Here is a 24,057-nt window from a genome sequence, read left to right on the forward strand (position 1 = left end):
TGCTCACTCCACCACCTGCTGTCCGGTACCCCGGACGATCGAGCCGACCGGGCGCACCGATCAACTCGCGTCCGTTGCTAGCGTGCAACTATGACCACCCCAACTAGCAACGACGCTCGTCCTCTCTCCCACGACCCCAACTGGCCGCGAGCCGGCTCCTGGCCCACGCCCGGCGCGGCCGATCTCGACGCCCCGATCGATCTTGCGCTGATTGGAATTCCGACGTCGCGAACGTCGCTGTCACCGACAAACGCACACCTCACACCCGCCGCAGTGCGAGAGGCACTCCGCCGATACTCCGACCACGTCGTAGCCCCGGGTTCGCCGGGCGACCGCGGCAAAGAACTCGACACAGTGCTTGGGGAGGCGCTCACGATTCGCGACGCTGGGGACGTCGTCGATCCTGACACAGAGGAGGGCGAACTCGCCGCCGCGCAGACTGTGCGCGAACTTGCCGCCCGAACGGAGCTCGTCGTCGTTCTCGGCGGCGACAACGCACTCACCGTGCCCGCGGCGCTGGGTGTCTCGGGAGACGCGCTCGCAAGTGCCGGACTCATCACCCTCGATGCCCACCACGACCTGCGCGACGGCCGCTCAAACGGATCACCCGTTCGCAGGCTCGTCGAGGCAGGACTTGACCCGAGCCGAATCGTGCAGATCGGCATCGCCGACTTTGCGAACTCCCGCGCTTACCGTGAACGCGCCAAGGAGTGGGGCATCACCGTGATCCATCGCGACGAGCTCTTCACGCGCACGGTCGCGGACATCGCCGCAGAGGCGCTCGAGGTCGCCGGGGCTGGCGGTGGGCCAATCCACGTCGACCTCGACGTCGACGTCTGCGACCGCGCGATCGCTCCGGGCTGCCCGGCATCGATTCCCGGCGGGATCGCGGCGCACGAGCTGCGGGCCTTCGCCCGGACGTTCGCCGCAGACCCGCGCGTACGAGGCATCGACCTCGCTGAGGTCGACGCGACAGCCGACGCCCCCGACGGGCGAACGGTTCGACTCGCAGCACTCTGCGTACTCGAAGCCGCCGCAGGCCTCGCGCAGCGTCTCGGGAAGGCATGACCATGGCGGCACCTGAAGCATTGAAGCGTGGGCTCACGGCCCGTCACATTCGTTGGATGGCGCTCTGCTCCGCCATCGGCACTGGCCTCTTCATGGGATCTGCAGGCGCGATCCAGGCCGCAGGGCCCGCAGTCTTGCTCGCCTACATCATCGGCGGCGCCGCAGTCTTCATGGTCATGCGCGCACTCGGCGAAATGGCAGTTCGTCACCCCGTCTCCGGGTCATTCGCGCAGTACGCCTCGCGCTACATCGGTCCGTTCGCAGGTTTCCTCGCGGGCTGGACCTACACGTTCGAAATGTTCGTCGTCGCCCTCGCCGACGTGACTGCGTTCGGGCTCTATATGGGGTTCTGGTTCCCCGACGTCGAACGCTGGATCTGGGTACTCGCTGTGGTCTTCTTCATCGCCGCGATCAACCTCATCAGCGTGAAGGTGTTCGGCGAACTCGAGTTCTGGTTCTCCCTCATCAAGATCACCGCGATCGTCCTCATGATCGCTGGTGGCATCGGCATCATCGTCTTTGGGCTTGGCAATCAGAGCGAAGGGGCCGCGGGCATCCAGAACCTTGTCTCTCACGGCGGATTTATGCCGAACGGCCTCTGGGGGTTGCTCGCCTCATTCACCGTCGTCATGTTCGCGTTCGGTGGCATCGAGGTCATCGGTATCACCGCCGGAGAGGCCCAGAACCCGAAGAAGGTCATCCCGCAGGCGATCAACTCGGTCCCCGTGCGCATCCTCCTCTTCTACGTGCTCACCCTCGGCGTCATCATGAGCCTCCAGCCTTGGACAACGATTGACGGCAAGACGAGCCCGTTTGTATCAATCTTCGAATCCCTCGGCCTCTCAGGTGCTGCGCACGTGCTCAACGTCGTCGTCATCACCGCAGCGCTGTCGGCGATCAACGCAGACATCTTCGGCGCCGGACGCATGCTCCGCGGCCTCGCCGAGCAGGGCCAGGCACCCAAACAGTTCATGAAACTCACGAAGAGCGGCGTGCCGTGGCTCACCGTCGTCACCATGGTTGGGGCGCTCTTGATCGGCGTCGTACTCAACGCGATATTCCCTGACCAGATCTTCTTCTTCATCGCAGCACTCGCAACGTTTGCGACGGTGCTTGTGTGGTTGATGATCCTCGTCGCCCACGTACGCATGAAACGGGAGATCGCCCGCGAGTCACGGCTGCCAAGCGAGTTCCCTGTGCCCCTCTGGCCTGGAGCTTCGTACGCGGCGATCGCGTTTATCCTGTTCGTAATCGTGATGATCGGCCTCGTGCCCGACTCGCGACCCGCGATCTTCGTTGGGGCCGGGTGGGTCTTGCTGCTCATGCTCGGCTACCGGTTCCTGGTGAAGGATGCGGGCCGACGACGCTACGAGCTTGTCGACGAGACTGGCGCCATTGAGGTGCAGGCGGTGTCGGCTCGCCGGAAGCGACGCCAGGAGCGGTAACCGCCGGGGCGGGTTCGGGTCGGCGCTTCAGGCCCTTCCCGACTCGCCCCGGCCCAAGCCAGTGGCCCTCCTCTACGCCCGAGCGGCCCAGTCGATCGGGGTCGAACCCTGAGCTTCAAGTAGCTCATTCACGCGGCTGAACGGCCGCGATCCGAAGAATCCGCGCGAGGCCGAGAGCGGCGACGGGTGCGCACTCTCAACAATCGGAGTCTCCCCGAGCAGGGACACAAGCCCTCGGGCGTCGGCCCCCCACAGAACAGCAACGAGCGGGCCGCCCCGGGCCACGAGCGCCCGAATCGCAAGCTCAGTCACATACTCCCAGCCGGCGCGGCGGTGCGAGCCAGCATCTCCGGCGCGCACGGTGAGCACACGATTGAGCAGCAGCACACCCGCGTCAGCCCAGGGCGAAAGATCGCCGTGTGCGTTCCGCGCGCCGCCGGCCAAGCGCCCCGCCACAGCCCTGCTGTCGGCTGGGGAGGCCCAGAAGTCTTCCGCCCACGTATCAGACGAGGTCTCCGGGAGGGAGCCAGAGCCGCTGTCCCCCGCCCCAAGATCTTCGTCGAGCTCCCGGAGGATGTTCTTCAGGCTCCGCGGCAACGGCTGCACGTCGCGGGCTGTCGAGAACGACAGTCCGACGGCGTGGCCTGGGGTGGGATACGGATCCTGACCGACGATGAGCACCCGCACGTCAGCGAGCGGTCGAGCGAATGCCCGGAACACGAGGTCAGCGGAGGGCAGCACTTCTGCCCCGGCGGCCTCCTCGGCGGCAAGGAACTCGGCGAGCCCAGCAAGCGTCGAGTCGAGCGTGCCTCCGGTGTCGGCTGCGGCGAGCGCCTCACCCCAGTCGGCGGCGACGCGACCCGACGAGACGAGTTCTGTGAGCGAGGTTGGAATCACACGAACTACTTCGCGGCGAGTGGGCCGCGGTGCACGTGGAAGACGCTCGACTGTGCGACCGGGCGCAGAACGATGAGGTCTTGGTTCACGTGCGGCGGCTGCTCGAACGCGCCGACGAGCACGCGCGCGACGTCCTCGGCGGTGAGTGGCGTCACGCTCTCGTATGGGAGCGCCGCTGCCGCCGCGTCGCCGCGCAGTCTGTTGAGGGTGAACTCCTCAGTGTGCACGAGCCCAGGCGCGACCTCCATGACGCGAATCGGCTCGCCCGCGAGCTCCAACCGCAGCACCTCCGTGACGGCGTGCGCCGCGTACTTCGCCGCGTTGTATCCGCCGCCGCCAGGGTAGGAAGCGAGGCCCGCAGTGGAGGTGAGGTTCAGGATCGATGCCCAGCCGTGCCCGGCGTCGACACCAGAGGCGGCGCCAGGGTGCCCAGCCTGCGGCCGCTGGGTCGCCTCACGAAGCACCGGCAGAAGCGCCGCCGTGACGTTTCTCAGCCCGATGACGTTCACCTCGAACATGCGCCTCCAGTCGTCGTTGAGCGCGGTTTCAACTGAGTCCGTGCCGAGCGCACCGCCCGCATTGTTCACGAGGCCTGAGGCGCCACCGGTCGCCCGGACCTCCTCGGCCATTCGCGCGACAGCCGCTTCGTCGGTCACGTCGCACTGAATAACGTACGCACCGGTCTCATCCGCGAGGGCGCGGAGGCGATCCTCACGGCGCGCCACGGCGACAGTTTCGTACCCGAGTTCTGCGAATCGGCGCACCGTCGCTGCGCCGATTCCTGAGCTCGCTCCCGTTACGACTACTCGCTGCGCCATCGCTGTCCACTCCATCTCTTGTTGTCCACGCGACGGGCATCCTCGCCCGCGCTCTACGTCCGAGCCTAACGCGCAACATTACGGTTCGTGTCGGGCGCGATTGCGCGAACTGCCTGTGCTTCCCTACTCTCGTCTTATCACCACACCGAACTCTGGGGAGCACACAATGACTGACAAGACCGCATGGGGTTTTGAAACCAAGCAGATTCACGCAGGCCAGGAGCCTGATCCGACAACGGGGTCGCGCGCACTGCCAATCCATCAGACCACTGCTTTCGTCTTCGATAGCACCGAGCAGGCCGCGAACCGCTTCGCGCTTGCCGAGTTCGGTCCGATCTACACCCGCATCACGAATCCGACTCAGGATGTCGCCGAGCAGCGCATCGCCGCGCTTGAGGGCGGCACTGCGGCGCTGCTGCTGTCGAGCGGTCAGGCTGCGTCGACCTTCGCGGTGCTGAACATCGCGAACTCGGGCGACCACATCGTCTCGTCTGCTGCCATTTACGGCGGCACCTACAACCTCTTCAAGTACTCGCTCGCCAAGCTCGGCATTGAGGTCACGTTTGTTGAGGATCAGGACGATCCGGCCGAGTGGCAGCGCGCCGTTCGCCCGAACACGAAGCTCTTCTTCGCGGAATCGATCGCGAACCCCCGCACGAAGATTCTCGACATCCGCGCCGTTGCTGACGTCGCTCACGAGAACCACCTCCCGCTCATCGTCGACAACACTGTCGCGAGCCCGTTCCTCGTCCGTCCACTTGAACACGGCGCCGATGTTGTGCTGCACTCGGTCACCAAGTTCCTTGGCGGTCACGGCACGACGCTCGGCGGCGCGATCGTCGATGGCGGCTCGTTCCCGTGGTCTGAGAATGTCGACAAGTTCCCTGGCCTCACCGAGCCTGATCCCTCCTACAACGGCGTGAGCTACACGGGTGCCGTTGGCGACAGCATCGCGTATGTCATCAAGGCCCGTGTTCAGCTGCTGCGCGATCTCGGTTCGGCAATCGCCCCACAGAGCGCCTGGCAGCTGCTGCAGGGCGTCGAGACGCTGTCGCTGCGCATGGAGCGCCACACTCAGAACGCACAGAATGTGGCGGAATGGCTCGACTCGCACGACGACGTTGCCTCGGTCTACTACGCTGGCCTGCCGACTGACCCCAGCTACGCTGCGGCGAACGTTTACGCCCCGAAGGGCGTGGGCGCTGTGCTCTCGTTCGAGCTGAAGGGCGGCGTTGAGGCTGGCAAGGCGTTTGTGAACAGCCTTGAGCTCTTCAGCCACGTCGCGAACATCGGCGACGTGCGTTCGCTCGTCATCCACCCGGCATCGACGACGCACTCTCAGCTCACTCCTGAGCAGCAGCTGTCGGGCGGCGTGACCCCCGGCCTCGTACGCCTCTCAGTCGGCCTCGAGCACATCGACGACATCAAGGCTGATCTTGAGGTCGGCTTCGCGGCGGCACGAAAGGTCGTAGCCGCTGCCGCTGCCTAGCTTGGGTTCAGTGGTGTGAAGCGCCGCCTGCTCCGGGTTTCCGGGCAGGCGGCGCTTCTGCGTGATGGTGCCTCGCGCGCCGCGGCGTAACATTCGCACGGCGGGCGAAGAACCAGGCCAGAATAGGGAGTTATGGACTGGCAGACCCCCGAGGACTCGTTCCCGACCGATTTCATCACCGACGCGCAGTTGCGCGCACTCATGGGTCGACCGCCAATCTCAGGTGGCTGGCGCGACGGCGATCCTGTGGGCAACCGACAGTTCGTGTCGATCGGCTCGCTGACGACAGAGGCGGGCGAGGAGCTCCCCCACGTGCGCATCGCCTACGAGACGTTTGGCGAGCTCAATGAGGCTCGCGACAACGCCATCCTTGTCTTCCATGCGCTCACTGGGGACAGTCACCTTGTGGGGGCTGCGACCGCCGGTCACCCGACTGATGGCTGGTGGAGCGAGATCGTCGGGCCGGGCCGTCCGCTCGACACAAACAGGTACTGCATCATCGCCCCGAACGTGCTCGGTGGCTGCCAGGGCTCGACCGGGCCCGGCTCACTCGCGGCCGACCACCGCGAGTGGGGCGCCCGGTTCCCGTACCTCACGGTTCGCGACCAGGTGGCTGCAGCGACCAAGTTTGCTGACGCGCTCGGTGTTGATCGGTTCGCCGCCGTCATTGGTGGCTCGATGGGCGGAATGCATGCGCTCGAGTGGGGAATCATCAATCAGGATCGCACCGAGCGCCTTGCAGTGATCGCCGCACCGCCAGTGACGACTGCCGATCAGATTGGGCTGAACCTCGTGCAGCTCGAGGCGATTCGCTCAGACCCGTCGTACCACGGCGGCGACTATTACGATGCTCCCGACGGGATCGGCCCGCATCACGGACTCGCGACGGCACGCAGGCTCGCGCTATTGAACTACCGAAGCAACACCGAACTGGACGACAGGTTTGGCAGGTCGTGGCAGTCGGCGGTGAGCCCGCTCGGCGGCGGCGGCCGCTTCGCAGTCGAGTCATACCTCGACTTTCACGGCAACAAGTTCACTCGGCGGTTCGATGCGAACAGCTACGTGACGCTCGTGCAGGCAATGAACTCTCACGATGTCGGCCGAGGCAGGGGTGGCGTACGGGCTGCATTGCAGACGCTCGAGATCCCGACCCTTGTCCTCGGAATTCCGAGCGATCGTCTCTTCACGATCGAGGGCCAGGACGAGATCGCACGGCACACACCCGGCAGCCTCGACGGTACCCAGGCGACGCGGATCGACTCCCCCTACGGGCACGACTCATTCCTCATCGAGTTCGAGCTCGTTGGCGCGCAACTCAACAGGCTGCTCGCCCTGTAGCGCCGGTGAGGTGACCTTCGCCCGGTTCTCCGACACCTGCCGAAGACTCTGCATCGGCTTGGTCACGACAAGCTGGCAAACCGCTCACAAGCACCAGGGGGTGTTGCTTTGTGTGCTAACTTTCAAATTCATCCTGACACTTCGTTCATGATCAAATGAGGTCTTTTCATGCCCCGCAATGCCCGCAAGGCTCTCCTGCCCATTACCGCTATCGCCGCGGCAGTGGCCCTCACACTCTCTGGCTGCTCGGCAAAGCCAGGCGACAAGGCGCCGGAGCTCGAGGAGGGGCCGCTGAGCAAGTACCTGTCGGCCCTCTGGGACGGCGAGGAGATGACGGAGGAGGCAATGCAGGAGGAGCAACTCAAGGTTGAGGAGCTCGTCGCTGTCTGCATGCAGAAGGAGGGGTTCGAGTACGAGCCCGACACCCAAAGCATGACCTTCTTCTCGGGCGACGAGGAAGAAATGGACGGCCCCCAGTGGGGCACGAAGGAGTTCGCCGAGCAGTACGGCTACGGATTCTTTGACAGCCCCTGGAACAATCAGGTCGAAGAGCCCGAGAACGAATACGTCGACCCCAACCAGAAGTACGTAGAGTCGTTGAGCGAGTCTGAGCAGCAGGCGTTCTACGAGGTGCTGTACGGTCCCGGCCCGACCGAGGAGCAGATGGCCGAGATGGAAGACGGCGGCAGCTACACCTCAGACTGGACTCAGGAGGGCTGCCAGGGAGCGGCCCGCCACGAGATCTCCCAGGACGCACAGGGCGCCCAGGCTGCCTACGAAGACCCAGAGTTCGCTGACCTATTCGAAGCGATGAACGAGGTATGGGGCATGGAGCCCTCCGAGGAGATGACCGCGCTCAACACCGAGTGGGCTTCGTGCATGGCAGACAGCGGCTACGCGCAGTTCGCGAGCCCAGATGATGCGCAGAACTCGATCATGGAAGCGCAGAACGGTCTCTACGGCGAGTACGTCGAGGGTGAGGAGCCCAAGGAGCCGTCGAAGAAGGAAATGGACGAACTCAAGAAGCTTGAGGTCGAGACGGCAGTCGCTGATTTCACCTGCAAGGAGAAGATCGACTTCGACAAGAAGTCGACGAAGATCATGCATGCGCAAGAGCAGAAGTTCGTTGATGAGCACAAGGCCGAGCTCGACGCGATGCTCGCGAAGTACCAGACGAAGTCTGGCTCAAAGTCTGAGGAGAAGTAACCCGTGGCTTTCAAGAGGCGTCGCCAGGGAGGCGACGCCTCCGAATCCATGCCCACAGCTGAAACCGACGCAGCTGGAGTAACTGACGCCGAGACCCCAGAACCCGAGGCTGCCGGCTCCGCCGAGGCTGCTGCCGAGTCTGCCGCTGACGTTGCCGCTGACACGGTCGAGGCAAGCACCGGCGGGGCCAGCACTGGCGGGGCCCAAGCTGACTCACCGAAGCGGGCTAAGCGCTCCAAGGCGAAAGCCGCGAAGGCCGGGAAATCTGCACAGCCAGAAGATGCCGAGGGTGACGATTCGAACGCGAAGAAGCCCTGGACCGGCAAGCGTCTTGTCGCCCTGATCGCCGCGGTTGCTGTGGCGTCGCTCCTGCTCGGCGTGATCGTCATGCAGTTCATCGTCTCTCCCGCGACGCTTGCCGCCCGCACCGAGGCCCCAAAGCCCGGCCCGGTCACTGCGCCGATCGAGAACCGGATTATCGAGAACACGGTGGTGTTGCGCGGCGAGGTCGCCTACGCAGACTCGGTCGCAGTCGCGATCGACGCCGCTGGTGGCGAATCGAAGGCAGTCATCACTGGGCAGGTGCCCGCCGTCGGCGCCATCTTCAAGGCCGGCAACGTGGCTCTTGAGGTCGCCGGCAGGCCCGTCATCGTGCTTCCCGGAGAGCTCCCCGCCTACCGCAGCCTGAGCATCGGCATGCGCGGCCCCGACGTGACCCAGCTCAAGCAGGCGCTGTCGGCGCTCGGCTACGCGAGTGGTGACCTCAACACTGATACGTTCGACTGGGATACCGCTGCGGGTGTTGGGGCGCTCTACGAGCAGCTTGGGTACACCGCAGCGACTGGCGGCGACGAGTCGCGCGACCAGCTGAGAAGCGCAGAGCGTGCCCTCCGCGACGCGAATGTTGCCGCGGCACAGGCACAGGCTGCCCTTGACGAGGCACGCGCGGCGAAGGCCCCGAACGTCACCAGCGAGCAGGCCGCAGTGAACTCGGCCTGGGAGGGTGTGAACGACGCGCAGGAGGCGCTCGGTGAGGCGCAGGCTGCCGTGCTTCCGACGCTCCCGGCAGGCGAGGCGCTGTTCCTTGCGGGGCTTCCCCGCCGGGTTGACGAGGTGAGCGTGAAGCGCGGCGACGTGCTCTCGGGGTCTCCGATGAGCGTTTCTGGCGCCACGCTGTCGATCAGCGGCACCGTCTCCAAGCAAGATGCTGAGCTCCTGTCGGAGGGTCTCGTCGCCGAGTTCTCGGGCCCCGACGGCGCAGCCCTCACTGCAAAGGTCACCGCGGTGAAGGCCCCCAAGTCTGGTGGCGGTTCAGAAGGTGGCGAAGGCGCAGAGGGCGGCGGCGGTTCAGGTGGCGGTGGTGGCGGCGGCGACACCAGCGGCGCCCGCTACACTGTCGAGCTCGAGCCAGTCGATCTCACGACTGAGCAGTTCGATCAGTTGCGCGGCACGAACGTGCGCCTTCGGATTCCAGTTGCTTCGACAGACGGTGAGGTCATCGCAGTACCGATCGCAGCGTTGTCTGCGGGCTCGGGCGGCGAGGATCGAGTGGAGCTGCTCATCGACGTTCGTGACGGTCACAACGCAGAGACCGAGACCGTCACCGTCGAGGCAGGTCTCGCCGCCGACGGCTACGTCGAGATCACGAGCAGCGACGACCGCATCGTCGAGGGCGCGAAGGTCGTGGTTGGTCGGTGAGTGGCGTCGATGAGTTGTTCCGCGAGGACTCGGCGGGGCCCTCGAACGCTTCGGCCGGCGCTGCAGAAGCGGCAGACGCCACCCTCGCGAACGCGGCTACTACGGGGGCCGGTGTGCAGGCGCATGCATCCTCGAAGCGCGCGGACATCGGGGACCCGGAGTTCGAGGGCCCCATCGCCGAACTGAGCGGAGTGACCCGGTTCTTCCCGGGCCCTCCCCCAGTGAACGCCTTGCGCGGAGTCGACCTCACTGTCGACCGCGGCGACTATCTCGCAATCATCGGCCCGTCGGGCTCGGGAAAGTCGACGATGCTCAATACCCTCGGCCTCCTCGATCGGCCAAGTACAGGCACGTTCCTGTTTGAGGGGATCGACGTCGCTGGGCTCAGCGAGGACGAGCGTGCGGGTCTCCGCTCGCGGGCAATCGGCTTCGTCTTCCAGTCGTTCCATCTCATGCCGACCCGAACCGTGCTCGAGAACGTCATGCTGGCAGGAACATATGCCGGACTCAGCCGCGAGGAGCGGGAGCCGTTGGCGCGGCGGGCGCTCGATCGGGTGCGGCTTTCGCACCGCATCGATTCGACGCCGAACACGTTGTCGGGCGGCGAGCGCCAGCGTGTCGCGATCGCTCGCGCCGTCTGCACGTCCCCTCGCCTCCTCCTCGCTGACGAGCCAACGGGCAACCTGGACCGGGCAAATTCTCGGGCAATCATGGCGCTCTTCGACGAACTCTCACGCGATGGCCTGACGATCGTGATGATCACGCACGACGAGGCTGTGGCTGAGGCCGCCGGCCGCCGAGTCCGGATCAATGACGGAGAGCTTACGGTGATCGAATGAAGCCCAATCAGCGCGGTTGGCGCGGTAGAAAGCGGCGTGAGACTTCACCGGCAGGCGCTTCGGCTTCACCGGAGATCACGCTCGAGGAGCTCACGCAGGGCCTGTCAACGGATTCCGAGCAGCCGGAGAAGAAGCGGCAGCGCCTGTTTGCGTCGCGTCGTGCCCGCAAGCAGCAGGACGCCCGCGCCCCCAGGTCGACGATCTCGCGCGGCGACCTCGTTCGAGAAGCGCTCGAGGGCGTCGGGTCTCGCCCCTCTCGCCTACTCATCACCCTCGCGGGTACAGTGCTCGGCATCGCCTCTCTCGTCGCGACGATCGGGTTCGCGCAAACTGCGGGCGGTCAGATCGCTCAGCAGTTCGATGCACTCTCGGCGACCCGGGTGACTGTCGAACCTGGCAAGGCGAAGGCAGCTGGCGGCAAAGAGCGTGCGACTGCCCGCCTGCCGTGGGACGCGGCAGACAGGGTTCGCGACCTCGCTGGCGTCGAGCACGCGGCGCTCTATGCCAAGCTCGACAACGTCAAAGACGTCGTGACCGTACGCGTCAACGACCCGTCGGCGGCGGCGAAGGCAGCACCCCCGGTGGTGGCTGCGTCGCCAGAACTGCTCGACACTGTCGCCGGTCACATCAGCGCTGGCCGCTTCTTTGACGCTGGCCATGACGACCGTGGAGACCGGGTTGTCGTGCTGGGCAAGGACGCCGCCGAACGCCTCGGCGTGAACCGGGTGAGCGGTCAGCCTGCAATCTTTATCGAGGAGCGCGCCTACACGGTGATCGGGATCCTCGACAAGGTCGGCACCCGAAACACCCTCCTCGACTCAGTGATTGTCCCTGTCAACACGGCTCGCGGTGAGCTCGGCCTCACGGCCGCGAACAGCCTCGACATCAGGATCGCCGTCGGGGCAGGAGACGTCGTCGCGAGGCAGGCACCGATCGCACTCGACCCCAACGCCCCAGACGCGTTCAAGGTATCCGCACCGTCGAGTGCGAATGCGCTCAGGGAAGGCGTCGAGGCTGACGTGAACGTGCTCTTTCTCGCAATCGGCGTCGTCGCGCTCATCGGCGGTGGCATCGGCATCGCGAGCGTCACGCTGATGTCAGTGACCGAACGCCGCGGTGAGATCGGCCTCCGTCGAGCGCTCGGCGCGCGCACAAGAGACATCGCCGGCCAGTTCATGATCGAGTCAGTGACCACAGGACTCCTCGGTGGGCTCATGGGAGTTGTGGTTGGCATGTTCGCACTCATCGGCGTCTGTCTCGTGCAGCAATGGACGCCAGTGCTCGCCCCGTGGGCAGCCCCGCTCGGCGTGGCCGTCGGAGCGCTTGTCGGGCTCGCTGCCGGCAGCTACCCAGCAATGAAGGCAGCGAAGATCGAACCTGTCGACGCGCTCCGCGACGCGTAAGCCTCTATCGATGAGGCTTACGCGAGCCGTGACCCGGCGTCAGTGGCCGCGAGGCGGCGAATCGCCACGGCCTGACTGACGGCAAACAACCCAACCTCAATTGCAATCGCGAGCACAACGGCGACGACAAACCAGCTTGCGGCAGTGACTGATGCAGCCGCAATGAGCGCTGTCGCGACAATGTTCACTCCCATCACGACGCGCAAGGCGATCTTCATGGGGACTCGCCCAGCCATCCAGAACACGAGACCAGCCCAGACGACGACGATGCCACCGGTCGCGAACAAGAGCGACTCCGGGAGCGCGATGACTCCCGCGATCTTGCCTGCCGCCGCCGCGACTGCCACGCCAAGGATCAGGCAGTAGGCGGCGTCAAGCCGCAGGCTTCCGAGTCCGAGCGTCTGGCCAGTCATCCGTGTCATGCGTCAAGTATCGCACCCCGGCGACACGCCAACCCAACTATTCCTCGTAGCGTTGGCGCCTCGTCGCATCCTGGATCTCGCCGACGAGCTCCTCGATGACGTCTTCAAGGAAGACGGCTCCGAGCTCGACGCCTTGGGCATCGACAACACGCGCCATGTGAATGCCGCGACGCTGCATGTGCGAGAGCACGTCCTCAAGCTCCGAATCGACGCGCATCGTGACAATCTCACGCACCCGCTTTGGCGGGATCGGCTCGTTGATCCAGCTCTCGCCGATGCGCACGAGGTCCTTGATGTGCGCGTAGCCGACGAGCGCGCCCTCGGCGTCAACGATCGGGTAGCGCGAGAACCCGTGACGGGCCACCGCTGCCTCGACGTCGGCCGGGGTCGACCCCGGAGGGAGCACAACAAGCCTGTCGATCGGCACGAGCACGTCGCCTGCACGCTTCGAGGTGAACTCGAAGGCCGCGGTCAGCGCGCCAGAGCGATCCTCAAGCACTCCCTCCCGACGCGAGTGGTCGACGATACTCGCGACCTCCTCAAGCGTGAACGTGCTTGTCGTCTCAGACTTCGGCTCGACGCCGAACATGCGAAGCACGCCGTTTGCGATCGCGTTGAGCGCGGTGATGATCGGACGGAGCACGCGTGAGATCGCCACGAGCGGTGGTGCAAGCAACAGCACGGCGCGATCAGGGAGGGTGAACGCGGCATTCTTCGGAACCATCTCGCCGAAGACAACGTGAAGGTAGGTGACGAGAAGCAGCGTCAGTGCAAACGCGGTAATACCAGCGACCTCGACACTCATCCCTGTCCACTCAAGCGGACCGGCGAGCAGGTGGTGGATCGCGGGCTCCGATACGTTCAGGATCACGAGCGAGCAGACCGTAATACCAAGCTGGCACGTCGCGAGCATCAGCGTCGCATGTTCCATCGCGAACAAGGCTGTCTTCGCGCTCTTAGAGCCAGCTTCCGCGCGTGGTTCGATCTGCGACCGCCGTGCCGAGATCACCGCGAACTCCGCGGCGACAAAGAAGGCGTTCGCGGCGAGCAGCAGCACGAGCCAGAGAATTCCGAGCCAGTCACTCATGCGCGTTCCCCTTCGCCGTGGCCCGATTCCTCGAGAGCTTCATCCTCTGGCGCAGCGAAGAACCGCAACCTGGCAATGCGTCTCCCGTCCATCCGCTCCACCCGAAGCGTCGCGCCATCTGGCAGCTCGACCTCGTCGCCTACCAGAGGAATGGCTCCGAGTTGGAACAGCACGAACCCTGCGGCAGTGTCATAGTCGTCAGATTCTGGAATCTCGATCCCTGTCTGCTCGCGCAGCTCGTCTGGCCTGAGGTCAGCCGGGAAGGTCATCTCGTTCGCGGTGCCAATCACACCGGCGGCAGAACGATCGTGCTCATCAGAGACCTCACCGATGATCTCCTCAACGAGATCCTCAAGCGTCACAAGGCCCGCAGTGCCACCGTATTCATCCACGACGATCGCGAGCTGATAGCCGGAGGCGCGCAGCTGTTCAAGCAGCTGGTCAACCCGCAACGTCTCAGGCACCCGGAGTGACTCCTCCGCCAACGCCGCGACAGGCACCTCAGCGCGCTTCGGACGCGGAACCGCGACGGCCTGCTTCACGTGAACCACCCCGACGACGTCATCGCGATCCTCATCGATGACCGGGAATCGCGAAAACCCTGTGCGCCCAGACAGTTCGAGCACCGCCTGCGCAGGCTCCAGACGCTGAATACTCTCCATGCGCAGCCTGGGCGTCATCACGTCCGCTGCAGTGAGCTCTGCGAAGTGCAGGGTTCTGTCGAGCAGCGTCGCCGTGTCAGCTTCGAGCAAGCCAGCGCTCGCCGAGTGGCGGACGAGCGACGAGAGCTCTTGGGCCGAGCGGGCGCCGGAGAGCTCCTCCTTCGGCTCGATACCAATCCAGCGAAGAATCCCATTGGCACTGCCGTTCAGCACCCTCACCGCGGGTTTAAAGACCGCGGTGAAGCCCGCCTGCAGCGGCATTACGAGCTTCGCTGTGGCGAGCGGCATCGAGATCGCGAAGTTCTTCGGCACAAGTTCACCAACGATCATCGAAAAGATCGTCGCGACTGCAACTGCCACCGGAACCGTCACGACACCGAGGAGTTCCCGCGGCAGACCGATCGCTGTGAGCGGACCGCCGAGGGCCCCGCTAATGACTGGTTCAAGCAGGTAGCCGGCGAGCAGCGTTGTGAGCGTGATGCCAAGCTGGGCGCTCGACAGGTGAGTCGATGTGTGGGAAAGCCCGCGAATGACGCGGTCGAGGCCGCGTTCTCCGCTCCCCCGGCGCCGCTCGAGATCTTGCCTATCGAGCGCGACGAGCGAGAACTCCGCCGCGACGAACACACCTGTTCCAAACGTGAGGAGAATACCGAGAGAAAGTTGCAGCCACTCGTTCATACGAGAACCGAATTCCTGGGCGAAGTCCGCGCTTCTGCGCGGCTGATACTCGGAGGGTCTGAGGGTCTTCGGGGGTCCGCTTCCATGATTGCTCTACTTTATCAGCGAGATTGGCGTTTTCGGAGCGGGAACGGCGTAGGCTTATACAGTGTGCGATGGCGAACCGTTATCGCGGGTCGTGCCGCCGGATACAGCGGCACTTTCGCACGAGACAACATTACTCACGGGAGAGGAAGTCGCTTTGGCAGAGCGCTCGGAAACCACCTCACAGGATGGTTCCGCAGAAGATTTTGGTGCGAACGCTTGGCTTGTCGATGAGATGTACAAACAGTACGTCGTCGACAAGAACTCGGTAGACCCGGCCTGGTGGCCGACGCTCGAGAAGTTTGCGGCCACTCAGTCAGCAGTTCAGTCTCAGTCAGCGCCCGCGGCACCGCCGTCGGCACCTGCGACGGCTTCCACCACGCCGGTCGCGGCACACGCAGCGCCAGGCACCGGGCCTGCAACGCAGCCCGCCCGCACCACGAATGTCGCGCCTCGCACCGCCCCGATCCCTGCTGACGCGCCGCGCAAGACGCCCGTCACCCCGCAGGCGGCAGCAGACGATACGGCAACCGACGAGTTCAGCGTGTTCAAGGGCATGGCGCGCACTCTGTCCAAGAACATGGACGCGAGCCTCACTGTTCCCACAGCGACGAGCGTTCGCACTGTCCCCGCGAAGCTCCTCATCGACAATCGCATCGTGATCAACAGTCACCTGCGCCGGAGCCGCGGCGGCAAGGTGTCGTTCACTCACCTCATCGGTTGGGCGCTCATCCAGGCACTCAAGGCGCATCCGGCGCAGAACGTCTTCTACACCGAGGTCGACGGCAAGCCCGGCGTCGTCGTGCCAGCACACGTGGGTCTCGGCATCGCCGTCGACGTGCAGAAGGCAGATGGCAGCCGCTCGCTCATGGTCCCCGCGATCAAGTACGCGGAGACGCTCGACTTTAACGAGTACCTCGCGGCATACGAAGACCTCGTGAAGCGCTCGCGCGAGAACAAGCTCACCGCGAGCGACTTCCAGGGCACCACGATCTCGCTCACAAACCCGGGCGGCATCGGCACCGTGCACTCGGTCCCCCGCCTCATGAACGGGCAGGGCTCGATCATCGGCGCTGGCGCGCTCGAGTACCCCGCAGAGTTCCAGGGCGCTTCTGAAGAGGTGCTCTCGAACCTCGGCATCTCGAAGACGATCACCCTGACGAGCACCTACGACCACCGCGTCATCCAGGGCGCGGGCTCCGGTGAGTTCCTGAAGTACGTCCACGAGCTCCTCGCCGGCGGGCACAACTTCTACGAAGACGTCTTCGCGGCGCTCCGCATCCCCTACAAGCCCATCCAGTGGGCGAAAGACATCCATGTTGACGTCTCGGGCGCGATCGGCAAGTCAGCGCGCGTGCAGGAGCTCATCAACGCCTTCCGCGTGCGCGGCCACCTCATGGCCGACGTCGACCCGCTCGAGTACGTGCAGCGCACGCACCCCGACCTCGAGATCGAGAGCCACGGACTGACGTTCTGGGATCTCGACCGCGAGTTCGTCACCGGCGGCATCGGCGGCAAGCCGACAATGAAGCTGCGCGACATTCTCGGCGTGCTCCGCGACACCTACTGCCGAAAGATCGGCGTCGAGTACATGCACATCCAGGATCCGGAAGAGCGGATCTGGTTGCGCGACCAGCTCGAGGTGACCTACGCGAAGCCGACAAGCGAGGAGCAGATGCGCATCCTCGAGAAGCTCAACGAGGCGGAAGCCTTCGAGACATTCCTGCAGACCAAGTACGTCGGGCAGAAGCGCTTTAGCCTGGAGGGCGGCGAGTCAGTCATTCCGCTGCTCGACGCGATGCTCATCGACGCCGCAGAAGATGGCGTGGACTCTGTCGACATCGGTATGGCGCACCGTGGCCGCCTGAACGTGCTCTCGAACATCGCCGGGAAGACGTACGGCCAGATCTTCCGCGAGTTCGAGGGGACCGCGCAGAAGACAGGCTCGGGCGACGTGAAGTACCACCTCGGCACGTCTGGCGTCTTCACGGCACCGAACGGCACGCAGGTCCCGATCCACCTCGCCGCGAACCCGTCGCACCTTGAGACTGTGAACGGTGTGCTCGAGGGCATCGTCCGCGCGAAGCAGGATCTCAAGCCGATCGGCTCGTTCACCACGCTGCCGCTGCTCATTCACGGCGACGCAGCGATGGCCGGTCAGGGCGTCGTCTACGAGACGCTCCAGATGTCGCAGCTGCGCGGCTACCGCACCGGCGGCACGATTCACATCATCATCAACAACCAGGTCGGCTTCACGACGCTGCCGCTCGACTCCCGCACGGGTGTCTACTCGTCAGACGTCGGCAAGGTGATCCAGTCGCCGATCTTCCACGTGAACGGCGACGACCCCGAGTCTGTCGTGCGCGTGGCGCAGCTCGCATACGAGTTCCGCCAGAAGTTCCATAAAGACGTCATCATCGACCTCATCTGCTACCGCCGCCGCGGGCACAACGAGGGCGACGACCCGTCGATGACTCAGCCGCTCATGACTGACCTGATCGAGGCGAAGCGCTCAACGAGGCGCCTCTACACCGAGGGGCTCGTCGGCCGTGGCGATATCACGCAGGAGCAGTACGAGACTGCAAAGCAAGACTTCCAAGACCGCCTCGAGCAGGCGTTCATGGAGACACACGCCGCGCAGACCGGCTCGATCCCCGTGATCGATCAGTCGGGCATCGCCGAGCGCGAAGAGCCCGGTCAGCTGACTGGCGAGGTGCTCGACACCGCCGTATCGACGGAAGTCATCCACCGTATTGGTGACGCACACGGCAACACCCCTGAGGGCTTCACCGTGCACCGCAAGCTGCAGCAGCTCCTCGCCAAGCGCGTTGAGATGAGCCGCTCCGGTGAAATCGACTGGGGCTTCGGCGAGCTGCTCGCGCTCGGTTCGCTGCTCATGGAGGGCACCCCCGTGCGCTTCGCTGGCCAGGACGCCCGCCGCGGTACGTTCACGCAGCGCCACGCAGTCTTCCACGACCGGGCGAACGGCCAGGAATGGCTGCCGCTCCTGAACCTCTCCGAGGATCAGGCCCGCTTCTGGATCTACGATTCGCTGCTCTCTGAGTACGCGGCGCTCGCATTCGAGTACGGCTACTCGCTGCAGCGTGAGGATGCACTCGTACTGTGGGAGGCGCAGTTCGGTGACTTCGTGAACACCGCGCAGGCAGTCATCGACGAGTATGTCGCCGCGGCCGAGCAGAAGTGGGGCCAGCAGTCGTCCGTCGTCATGCTGCTCCCCCACGGCTACGAAGGCCAAGGCCCCGACCACTCGTCGGCCCGCATCGAGCGATTCCTGCAGCTGTGTGCAGAAGACAACATGATCGTCGCGCGTCCGTCGACGCCCGCGAACTACTTCCACCTGCTTCGCCGCCAGGCGTACGCCCGTCCGCGCAAGCCGCTCATCGTCTTCACCCCGAAGTCGATGCTGCGACTGCGTGGCGCGACCTCGAGCGTCGAGGACTTCACGACGGGCAGCTTCAAGCCCGTGATCGATGACCCGAATGTGCAGGATCGCGATGCGGTTCAGCGCGTGATCCTCACCTCCGGCAAGGTCTACTACGACCTCGAGGGTGCGCTCGCGAAGAATCCCGACTCCCGCGTCGCAATTGTGCGAGTCGAGCAGTACTACCCGATGCCGGTCATCGACCTTACTCGCATCATCGCGACCTACCCGAACGCCGAGCTCGTCTGGGTTCAGGACGAGCCTGAGAACCAGGGTGCGTGGCCCTTCATCTCGCTCGTGCTCGCGAAGCACCTGGCGAACGACCGCATTCGAGTTGTCTCGCGTGCGGCGTCGGCTGCGCCCTCAACGGGCTCGGCGAAGGTGCACGCTGTCGAGCAGGAAGCCCTGCTCACGCAGGCGCTCAAGTTCGACTAAGCGCGAGTTCGTACTTCATTCAGGGGGATCACCGATGACCACATGGCGCATGCCAATCGAGGGCCACACGCAGGAGCGCATTTGGCTCGCATGGCCGACCTCGGGCTACACGCTTGGCGACACCGAGGCGGAGGTCGAGTCGGCTCGCACGACGTGGGCCGCCGTCGCGAATGCTGCCAGCGAGTTTGAGGCAGTCACCGTGGTCGTGAACCCAGGTGACGAGGCGATCGCTTCCCGATACTTGTCGGGTCAGATCGATCGTCTCGTCGCCCCGCTGAATGATGCCTGGATGCGCGACATCGGCCCGAGCTTTGTTCTCGGCGACGATGGCACGCTCGGAGCCGTGAATTACCGTTTCAATGGCTGGGGCGGGCAAGACTGGGCCGAGTGGGATAAGGATCAGCACATCGGTCGAATCATCGCAGAGGCCGCGGGGGCAACTCTCGTCGACTCTGAGATGACGAACGAGGGTGGCGGGATCCAGGTCGACGGCACTGGCCGCGTCGTACTTACCGAGACCGTGCAACTCGATCCGGGTCGAAACCCTGGCTGGACGAAGGAGCAGGTTGAGGCTGAACTCGCGCGCACAATTGGTACTGACCGCGCGATCTGGCTTCCCCGGGGCCTCACACGCGATCATGACACCTTTGGCACCCGCGGACACGCCGACATTCTGGCGGCCTTCACCACGCCAGACGTGCTGCTCATGCACCGCCAGGACGCCGAGTCCCACCCAGACCACGCAATCGCGCGCGCGAACCGCGAGGTTGTCGAGCGCTACCGCGACGACCGCTCGGATCAGTTCGAGATCGTTGACCTCCCTGCGCCAGAGACGCTCCACGACGACGAGGGCTTCGTCGACTACAGCTACATCAACCATCTTGTTGTGAACGGCGGCGTGCTTGCGTGCGCCTTCGCCGACCCCGCGGATGACCGCGCGCTCGGCGTACTCCGCGACGTGTACCCCGGCCGCGAGGTGATGGCGATCGATGCGCGCCCGCTCTTCGCCCGCGGTGGCGGTATCCACTGCATCACCCAGCAACAACCGGCGCTGTAGCGTCAGGGGCGACATGCCCCACCCCAGCCTGTACAATGTCACATGACGATTGCTTGGCGCGCACCGATCGCGCGCCTCGATCCCTCACCACATAAGGAACGATAGATGACCGAGAGCACTCTCACCCCCGAGCTCGAAGCGGTAGTCGCCGGCGCCGCAGCCGCCGCGCCCGCCTACGCGGCCCTCGCGCCCGCCGACCGCGCACGCATCCTCGTCGCCCTCGGCGACGCACTCGAAGCAGCGAAGCCGCGCCTCGTTGAGATCGCAATGCGCGAAACCGGCCTCACCGAGGCTCGCCTCAACGGCGAAGTAACGCGCACCGCAGTGCAGCTCCGCCTCTTCTCGGAAACCGTCATGGACGGGTCGTACCTCGACGCGCGCATCGACTACGCAGACCCCGAGTTCGTCCTCGGACCGCGCCCCGACATTCGCCGCACGCACGTGCCCCTCGGCCCGATCATCAACTTCTCGGCGTCGAACTTCCCCTTTGCCTTCTCAGTGCTTGGCGGTGACACCGCGTCGATCCTCGCGGCGGGCTGCCCGGTCATCGTGAAGGCCCACTCAGGCCACCCCGAGCTCTCAGACGCGACCGCGGAGGTTGCGCGCGAGGCCCTCGCGTCTGTCGGCGCGCCAGAAGGCGTGTTCAACCTCATCCACGGCCGCGAGGCAGGCGTTGCAGTGCTCAAGGACCCGCGGATCAAGGCGGGCTCGTTTACAGGCTCGATCGGCATCGGCCGTCTGCTCACCGACATCGCAGCCGCGCGGCCCACCCCGATCCCCTTCTACGGCGAGCTCGGCTCGGTCAACCCCGTGTTCATCACCGCGGCGGCTATCGCCGAGCGCGCAGATGAGATCGCATCGGGCCTCATCACGAGCGTTGCTGGCTCGGCTGGCCAGCTCTGCACGAAGCCTGGCTTCATCTTCATCCCCGCTGGCTCAGCTCTCCCCGCGGCCGTAACTGCCGCGGCGGGCGAACTCCCCGAGCACCGCCTCCTCGACCCGCGGATCGCGCAGAGCTTCAACGAGCGTCGCGACACGATCCTCGCGGCCCCTGGCGTCTCCGCTGTCATCCCAGGCGGCGTTCGCTTCGACGAAGAGGGCCACGGCTGGGCATCACCCACCGTCGTTTCGGTCTCGCTCGCAGACTTCCGCGCCGGCCACCAGGAGCTCGTAGAGGAGGCATTCGGGCCTCTCACGATCCTCGTGGAGACCCCCGAGGGCACCGACCTCGCAGCACTCATGCCCGAGTTCTACGAGGGCAACCTCTCTGGCACCATCCACGTGAGCGCCGATGAGGCGTCAGGCACGACCGCAAACGTTGGCGAACTCCGCGCACTCGTCGCGGCCCTCGCGAAGCAGGTCGGCCGCGTCCTGTTCAACGGCTGGTCGACAGGCGTCGCAGTCACCCCCGCGCAGCAGCACGGCGGCCCGTGGCCGGCGACTTCGAACGACGCAAGCACCTCGGTCGGCACGTCTGCCATCAAGCGCTTCCTGCGTCCTGTCGCGTTCCAGAACACGCCTGAGGCGTTCCTCCCCGAGGCGCTGCGCGATGACAACCCGCTCGGCCTCCCGCAGGCGATCTCGCCAGCAGGCCAGTCGGGCGACTGGGGCAGCCAGTACCGCGGATAGCGGCGCTGTCCGCCCACCGGCCGGACTCAATATGCGTGCGGCCCACCCCTCAGGGGTGGGCCGCACTGCCGTTTTAGGGGGCGGGGACGAATGCGGCGAGATGAATCCCTGGCACGTGTTGACACTATCTTGCGAGACATGCTAGCTTGTGTCGCATGATAGATGACGTCGCTACGCAACTGCGCAGGGGCGTCGTCGAATTCTGCGTTCTCGGCTTCCTGTCGGCGCGCCCGATGTACGGCTGGGAACTCTCCTCCGCGCTGATTGAACGCGGCCTCATTGCGAGCATCGGCACGCTCTACCCGCTACTCGGGAGGCTGCGAGACCGCGGCCTCATCGTCACGTTCGAGCAGCAGGACAATGGCGAACCCGATCCGACCCCCGACGCCGGAGTCGCAACGCCGTCGGGCGGCCCGACGCGCAAGTATTACAGGCTCACTCAGGAGGGCGAGTCCCACCTCGCGGCCTTCCGCACCCAGTGGGGGCCATTCACGCAGAACGTCACCGAGATACTTGAGAAGGGGCTCGAATCATGAGTAACGACGACACGACGAACGATCGTCGGCACACTCCGTTGACAGCTGACGATGAACGAACCGCCTATCTAGCAGCACTCGACGAAGCCATCGGCGGGCTGCCCCACAGGCTAGCTGTCGAACTCCGCGCCGGGGTGGGCGAAGAGCTCGCCTGCCTCGAAGGTGACGAACTGCGCGCTCGGATCACCGCACTTGGGGACCCCATTGAAGTCGCCAGCGCCGCCGCGATCGCAGGGCGCGATGAGGGGCCGGGAACCAGCGCCTCGCCTTTCGCCGGCTACAGCACAAACCTTCCCCCGGCTCATGTTGGAGCCGCTGCCTTGCCTGACCAGGCGGCAGGATCTCGCTCCGCCGCCCCGACACAGCTAGCGCCTCAGCCGGCGCAGGTACGGGCCCTCTCGGAGACCCGCGGCTATGCAGTCGCAGGCCTCATCACATTCGGAGTAGGCGGCATCGTGCTGCCAGTCATTGGCTGGCTTGTCGGCTGCGTACTCGTTGCCACAAGTGGGTTCTGGCGGATCAGTGAGAAAGTTTGGGCGATCATTTTCCCACCACTTGCGTTGCTTATCCCGGCTCTCCTCTCCTGGCTCTTCAGCACGGTGGCGGGCGGGCAGGATTCGGCGAATCCGCTTCTCCCCGGCCCTCACGCGTCGATACTGGTCACACCGATACTGGTCGCACCGTTGACCGCCGTCTGGCTCCTCCTCAGACTCCGCAGCAGGCGCATTCCCGAGGATGCCCAGGGGTAATACGTTCAGGCAGGAAGCTGTCGCAGAGGCTGCCCGCGCAGCGCTCGATTCCACAGTCGACCCCTCAGCCGATTCCATGCACTGATTGGAACCGGATAGGTTACGCTGAGCACATGACGAACACACGCACCGTTACCCGCTCACGCACCTTCCGCGGCGCGACCGCAGCTGCCCTGCTCGGCGCTGCGGCGCTCGTGCTGACAGCATGCTCTGGCAGCGCCTCCGTCGCCGATACGAGCTGGGGAACGCTCGATACCCGCGGCGAACCGGCAATGACGTTTACCGCAGACGGCAAGGCCTTCGGCACTGACGGCTGCAACATCGTTAACGGCACGTGGACCGAGGAAAAGGGCAAGGTTACATTCGGGCCGCTCGCTTCGACGATGATGTTCTGTGAGGGCGTCGACACGTGGCTGACTGGCGCATCGACCGCCGTCGTCGAGGGCGACAAGATCTCGTTCAGCGATGAAGAGGGCAAGAAGATCGGCTCGCTCAAGAAGACCGAGTTCACTGCCCCCGAGTAGGTCGCAGCCGGGCGGCATCGCTCAGGAGCAACGCAAGAGGCGGGGTGAGGATCTGATCCTCACCCCGCCTCTTGCGTTGCGCGCCCAGCCCACCAGCGGGACGTTGAACTGTTCGCCGGCGCCCGGCGAACGACTTACTCAGTTACCAAGCGACAGCCAGCGCCACGTTCAGCACCGAGAGCCCCAGGATCGCGCCAAGCACGCCACCCGAGACGTTCTCCTTCTTCTTGAAGACCAGGGCGAGCACGATGATCGCGACGAGCACGATCGTCTTCACGCCGATCTTCATGTTGTTCGGAGAGCCTCCCATTGCGTACATCATGCCGACGAGGCCAAGGCCCGTCGCAAGCATGAGCCAGGCGCTGTGCAGGATGCCGCCCGATACCTTGGCGACGCCCTCCTTAACCTTGGGCAACTGTGCGATCGTCGCGCCAGCGACGCCTGCGAAGCCAACGATGTGCAGGATCAGCAGGATGTTTCTCAAAATTTCCATCGTGTATTCCTCCCGTGTAATTGCGAATGTGTGTGGGTGTCGGCGCTACGGCCGGAAC

The 24,057-nt window shown here is 65.0% G+C and carries 20 protein-coding genes; 14 read left to right on the plus strand and 6 right to left on the minus strand.

Translation table 11 applies throughout. The features are described 5' to 3' along the window. The first annotated feature begins 90 nt into the window (after positions 1-90). Both ACF07D_RS01070 and ACF07D_RS01075 read left to right on the plus strand, forming a co-directional pair. Complete coding sequence (locus ACF07D_RS01070) at positions 91-1,068, plus strand: agmatinase family protein (protein WP_391503581.1); 978 nt, start codon at positions 91-93, stop codon at positions 1,066-1,068. Continuing rightward, entirely contained in the window at positions 1,065-2,513 is a 1,449-nt protein-coding gene (locus ACF07D_RS01075; RefSeq protein ID WP_391503582.1) for an amino acid permease, read from the plus strand. Before ACF07D_RS01070 ends, ACF07D_RS01075 begins: the two co-directional genes overlap by 4 nt. Before the next feature lie 72 nt (positions 2,514-2,585). Here the strand turns inward: ACF07D_RS01075 and ACF07D_RS01080 are convergent, their stop codons facing one another. Continuing rightward, on the minus strand, positions 2,586-3,407 hold the full coding sequence (locus ACF07D_RS01080) for a uracil-DNA glycosylase (protein WP_391503937.1): 822 nt from the start codon (positions 3,405-3,407) through the stop codon (positions 2,586-2,588). An 8-nt stretch (positions 3,408-3,415) separates the two neighbouring features. Further along, positions 3,416-4,228 (minus strand): SDR family NAD(P)-dependent oxidoreductase, encoded by an 813-nt coding sequence (locus ACF07D_RS01085; RefSeq protein WP_119281443.1) that lies wholly within the window; start codon positions 4,226-4,228, stop codon positions 3,416-3,418. A gap of 166 nt (positions 4,229-4,394) precedes the next feature. Between ACF07D_RS01085 and ACF07D_RS01090 the strand changes: the two genes are divergently transcribed. The 6 genes from ACF07D_RS01090 to ACF07D_RS01115 all read left to right on the plus strand — a co-directional run bounded on the left by ACF07D_RS01090 (position 4,395) and on the right by ACF07D_RS01115 (position 12,201). Beyond that, positions 4,395-5,717: a bifunctional o-acetylhomoserine/o-acetylserine sulfhydrylase gene (locus tag ACF07D_RS01090; RefSeq protein ID WP_119281444.1), complete on the plus strand. Its 1,323-nt coding sequence runs from the start codon at positions 4,395-4,397 to the stop codon at positions 5,715-5,717. Positions 5,718-5,849: 132 nt separating this feature from the next. Beyond that, positions 5,850-7,055: a homoserine O-acetyltransferase gene (locus tag ACF07D_RS01095; protein ID WP_255809400.1), complete on the plus strand. Its 1,206-nt coding sequence runs from the start codon at positions 5,850-5,852 to the stop codon at positions 7,053-7,055. A 168-nt stretch (positions 7,056-7,223) separates the two neighbouring features. After that, positions 7,224-8,261: a hypothetical protein gene (locus ACF07D_RS01100; RefSeq protein ID WP_119281446.1), complete on the plus strand. Its 1,038-nt coding sequence runs from the start codon at positions 7,224-7,226 to the stop codon at positions 8,259-8,261. A gap of 3 nt (positions 8,262-8,264) precedes the next feature. Continuing rightward, entirely contained in the window at positions 8,265-9,959 is a 1,695-nt protein-coding gene (locus tag ACF07D_RS01105; RefSeq protein WP_255809399.1) for a hypothetical protein, read from the plus strand. Between the two features lie 113 nt (positions 9,960-10,072). Continuing rightward, positions 10,073-10,798, plus strand: a complete 726-nt coding sequence (locus ACF07D_RS01110; RefSeq protein WP_370647879.1) for an ABC transporter ATP-binding protein — start codon at positions 10,073-10,075, stop codon at positions 10,796-10,798. Further along, positions 10,795-12,201: an ABC transporter permease gene (locus ACF07D_RS01115; RefSeq protein ID WP_391503583.1), complete on the plus strand. Its 1,407-nt coding sequence runs from the start codon at positions 10,795-10,797 to the stop codon at positions 12,199-12,201. The genes ACF07D_RS01110 and ACF07D_RS01115 overlap by 4 nt, the downstream gene beginning before the upstream one ends. Before the next feature lie 17 nt (positions 12,202-12,218). Here the strand turns inward: ACF07D_RS01115 and ACF07D_RS01120 are convergent, their stop codons facing one another. From ACF07D_RS01120 to ACF07D_RS01130, 3 genes are read right to left on the minus strand one after another with little or no spacing between them, the layout of a single operon-like run. Next, entirely contained in the window at positions 12,219-12,623 is a 405-nt protein-coding gene (locus ACF07D_RS01120) for a hypothetical protein (RefSeq protein ID WP_391503584.1), read from the minus strand. A 37-nt stretch (positions 12,624-12,660) separates the two neighbouring features. Beyond that, positions 12,661-13,710, minus strand: a complete 1,050-nt coding sequence (locus ACF07D_RS01125) for a hemolysin family protein (RefSeq protein ID WP_119281449.1) — start codon at positions 13,708-13,710, stop codon at positions 12,661-12,663. Then, complete coding sequence (locus tag ACF07D_RS01130; RefSeq protein ID WP_391503585.1) at positions 13,707-15,050, minus strand: hemolysin family protein; 1,344 nt, start codon at positions 15,048-15,050, stop codon at positions 13,707-13,709. Before ACF07D_RS01130 ends, ACF07D_RS01125 begins: the two co-directional genes overlap by 4 nt. 319 nt (positions 15,051-15,369) lie before the next feature. Between ACF07D_RS01130 and ACF07D_RS01135 the strand changes: the two genes are divergently transcribed. The 6 genes from ACF07D_RS01135 (at position 15,370) to ACF07D_RS01160 (ending at position 23,506) form a co-directional block, all read left to right on the plus strand. After that, positions 15,370-19,011, plus strand: coding sequence for a multifunctional oxoglutarate decarboxylase/oxoglutarate dehydrogenase thiamine pyrophosphate-binding subunit/dihydrolipoyllysine-residue succinyltransferase subunit (locus tag ACF07D_RS01135; protein ID WP_370647877.1), 3,642 nt, complete (start codon positions 15,370-15,372; stop codon positions 19,009-19,011). A 34-nt stretch (positions 19,012-19,045) separates the two neighbouring features. Then, the gene (locus ACF07D_RS01140; RefSeq protein ID WP_391503586.1) at positions 19,046-20,068 is read left to right on the plus strand and encodes an agmatine/peptidylarginine deiminase; all 1,023 of its coding nucleotides are present in this window, start codon (positions 19,046-19,048) and stop codon (positions 20,066-20,068) included. A 105-nt stretch (positions 20,069-20,173) separates the two neighbouring features. Beyond that, complete coding sequence (locus tag ACF07D_RS01145; RefSeq protein ID WP_391503587.1) at positions 20,174-21,697, plus strand: aldehyde dehydrogenase (NADP(+)); 1,524 nt, start codon at positions 20,174-20,176, stop codon at positions 21,695-21,697. 155 nt (positions 21,698-21,852) lie between these two features. Beyond that, positions 21,853-22,233: a PadR family transcriptional regulator gene (locus tag ACF07D_RS01150; protein WP_391503588.1), complete on the plus strand. Its 381-nt coding sequence runs from the start codon at positions 21,853-21,855 to the stop codon at positions 22,231-22,233. Continuing rightward, complete coding sequence (locus ACF07D_RS01155; protein ID WP_391503589.1) at positions 22,230-22,982, plus strand: hypothetical protein; 753 nt, start codon at positions 22,230-22,232, stop codon at positions 22,980-22,982. Before ACF07D_RS01150 ends, ACF07D_RS01155 begins: the two co-directional genes overlap by 4 nt. A gap of 113 nt (positions 22,983-23,095) precedes the next feature. Beyond that, positions 23,096-23,506, plus strand: a complete 411-nt coding sequence (locus ACF07D_RS01160; protein ID WP_255809394.1) for an META domain-containing protein — start codon at positions 23,096-23,098, stop codon at positions 23,504-23,506. A 142-nt stretch (positions 23,507-23,648) separates the two neighbouring features. Here the strand turns inward: ACF07D_RS01160 and ACF07D_RS01165 are convergent, their stop codons facing one another. Then, positions 23,649-23,999, minus strand: coding sequence for a hypothetical protein (locus ACF07D_RS01165; RefSeq protein WP_119281457.1), 351 nt, complete (start codon positions 23,997-23,999; stop codon positions 23,649-23,651). Between the last annotated feature and the right edge of the window lie 58 nt (positions 24,000-24,057).

It is taken from the genome of Leucobacter sp. NPDC015123 (assembly GCF_043080205.1).
Taxonomy (GTDB): domain Bacteria; phylum Actinomycetota; class Actinomycetes; order Actinomycetales; family Microbacteriaceae; genus Leucobacter; species Leucobacter aridicollis_A.

Coding starts and splice junctions, on each gene's coding strand:
- ACF07D_RS01070 (WP_391503581.1), top strand. CDS start 91: ATGACCACCCCAACTAGCAACGACGCTCGTCCTCTCTCCCACGACCCC.
- ACF07D_RS01075 (WP_391503582.1), top strand. CDS start 1,065: ATGACCATGGCGGCACCTGAAGCATTGAAGCGTGGGCTCACGGCCCGT.
- ACF07D_RS01085 (WP_119281443.1), bottom strand. CDS start 4,228: ATGGCGCAGCGAGTAGTCGTAACGGGAGCGAGCTCAGGAATCGGCGCA.
- ACF07D_RS01090 (WP_119281444.1), top strand. CDS start 4,395: ATGACTGACAAGACCGCATGGGGTTTTGAAACCAAGCAGATTCACGCA.
- ACF07D_RS01095 (WP_255809400.1), top strand. CDS start 5,850: ATGGACTGGCAGACCCCCGAGGACTCGTTCCCGACCGATTTCATCACC.
- ACF07D_RS01100 (WP_119281446.1), top strand. CDS start 7,224: ATGCCCCGCAATGCCCGCAAGGCTCTCCTGCCCATTACCGCTATCGCC.
- ACF07D_RS01115 (WP_391503583.1), top strand. CDS start 10,795: ATGAAGCCCAATCAGCGCGGTTGGCGCGGTAGAAAGCGGCGTGAGACT.
- ACF07D_RS01120 (WP_391503584.1), bottom strand. CDS start 12,623: ATGACACGGATGACTGGCCAGACGCTCGGACTCGGAAGCCTGCGGCTT.
- ACF07D_RS01125 (WP_119281449.1), bottom strand. CDS start 13,710: ATGAGTGACTGGCTCGGAATTCTCTGGCTCGTGCTGCTGCTCGCCGCG.
- ACF07D_RS01130 (WP_391503585.1), bottom strand. CDS start 15,050: ATGAACGAGTGGCTGCAACTTTCTCTCGGTATTCTCCTCACGTTTGGA.
- ACF07D_RS01135 (WP_370647877.1), top strand. CDS start 15,370: ATGTACAAACAGTACGTCGTCGACAAGAACTCGGTAGACCCGGCCTGG.
- ACF07D_RS01140 (WP_391503586.1), top strand. CDS start 19,046: ATGACCACATGGCGCATGCCAATCGAGGGCCACACGCAGGAGCGCATT.
- ACF07D_RS01145 (WP_391503587.1), top strand. CDS start 20,174: ATGACCGAGAGCACTCTCACCCCCGAGCTCGAAGCGGTAGTCGCCGGC.
- ACF07D_RS01150 (WP_391503588.1), top strand. CDS start 21,853: ATGATAGATGACGTCGCTACGCAACTGCGCAGGGGCGTCGTCGAATTC.
- ACF07D_RS01155 (WP_391503589.1), top strand. CDS start 22,230: ATGAGTAACGACGACACGACGAACGATCGTCGGCACACTCCGTTGACA.
- ACF07D_RS01160 (WP_255809394.1), top strand. CDS start 23,096: ATGACGAACACACGCACCGTTACCCGCTCACGCACCTTCCGCGGCGCG.
- ACF07D_RS01165 (WP_119281457.1), bottom strand. CDS start 23,999: ATGGAAATTTTGAGAAACATCCTGCTGATCCTGCACATCGTTGGCTTC.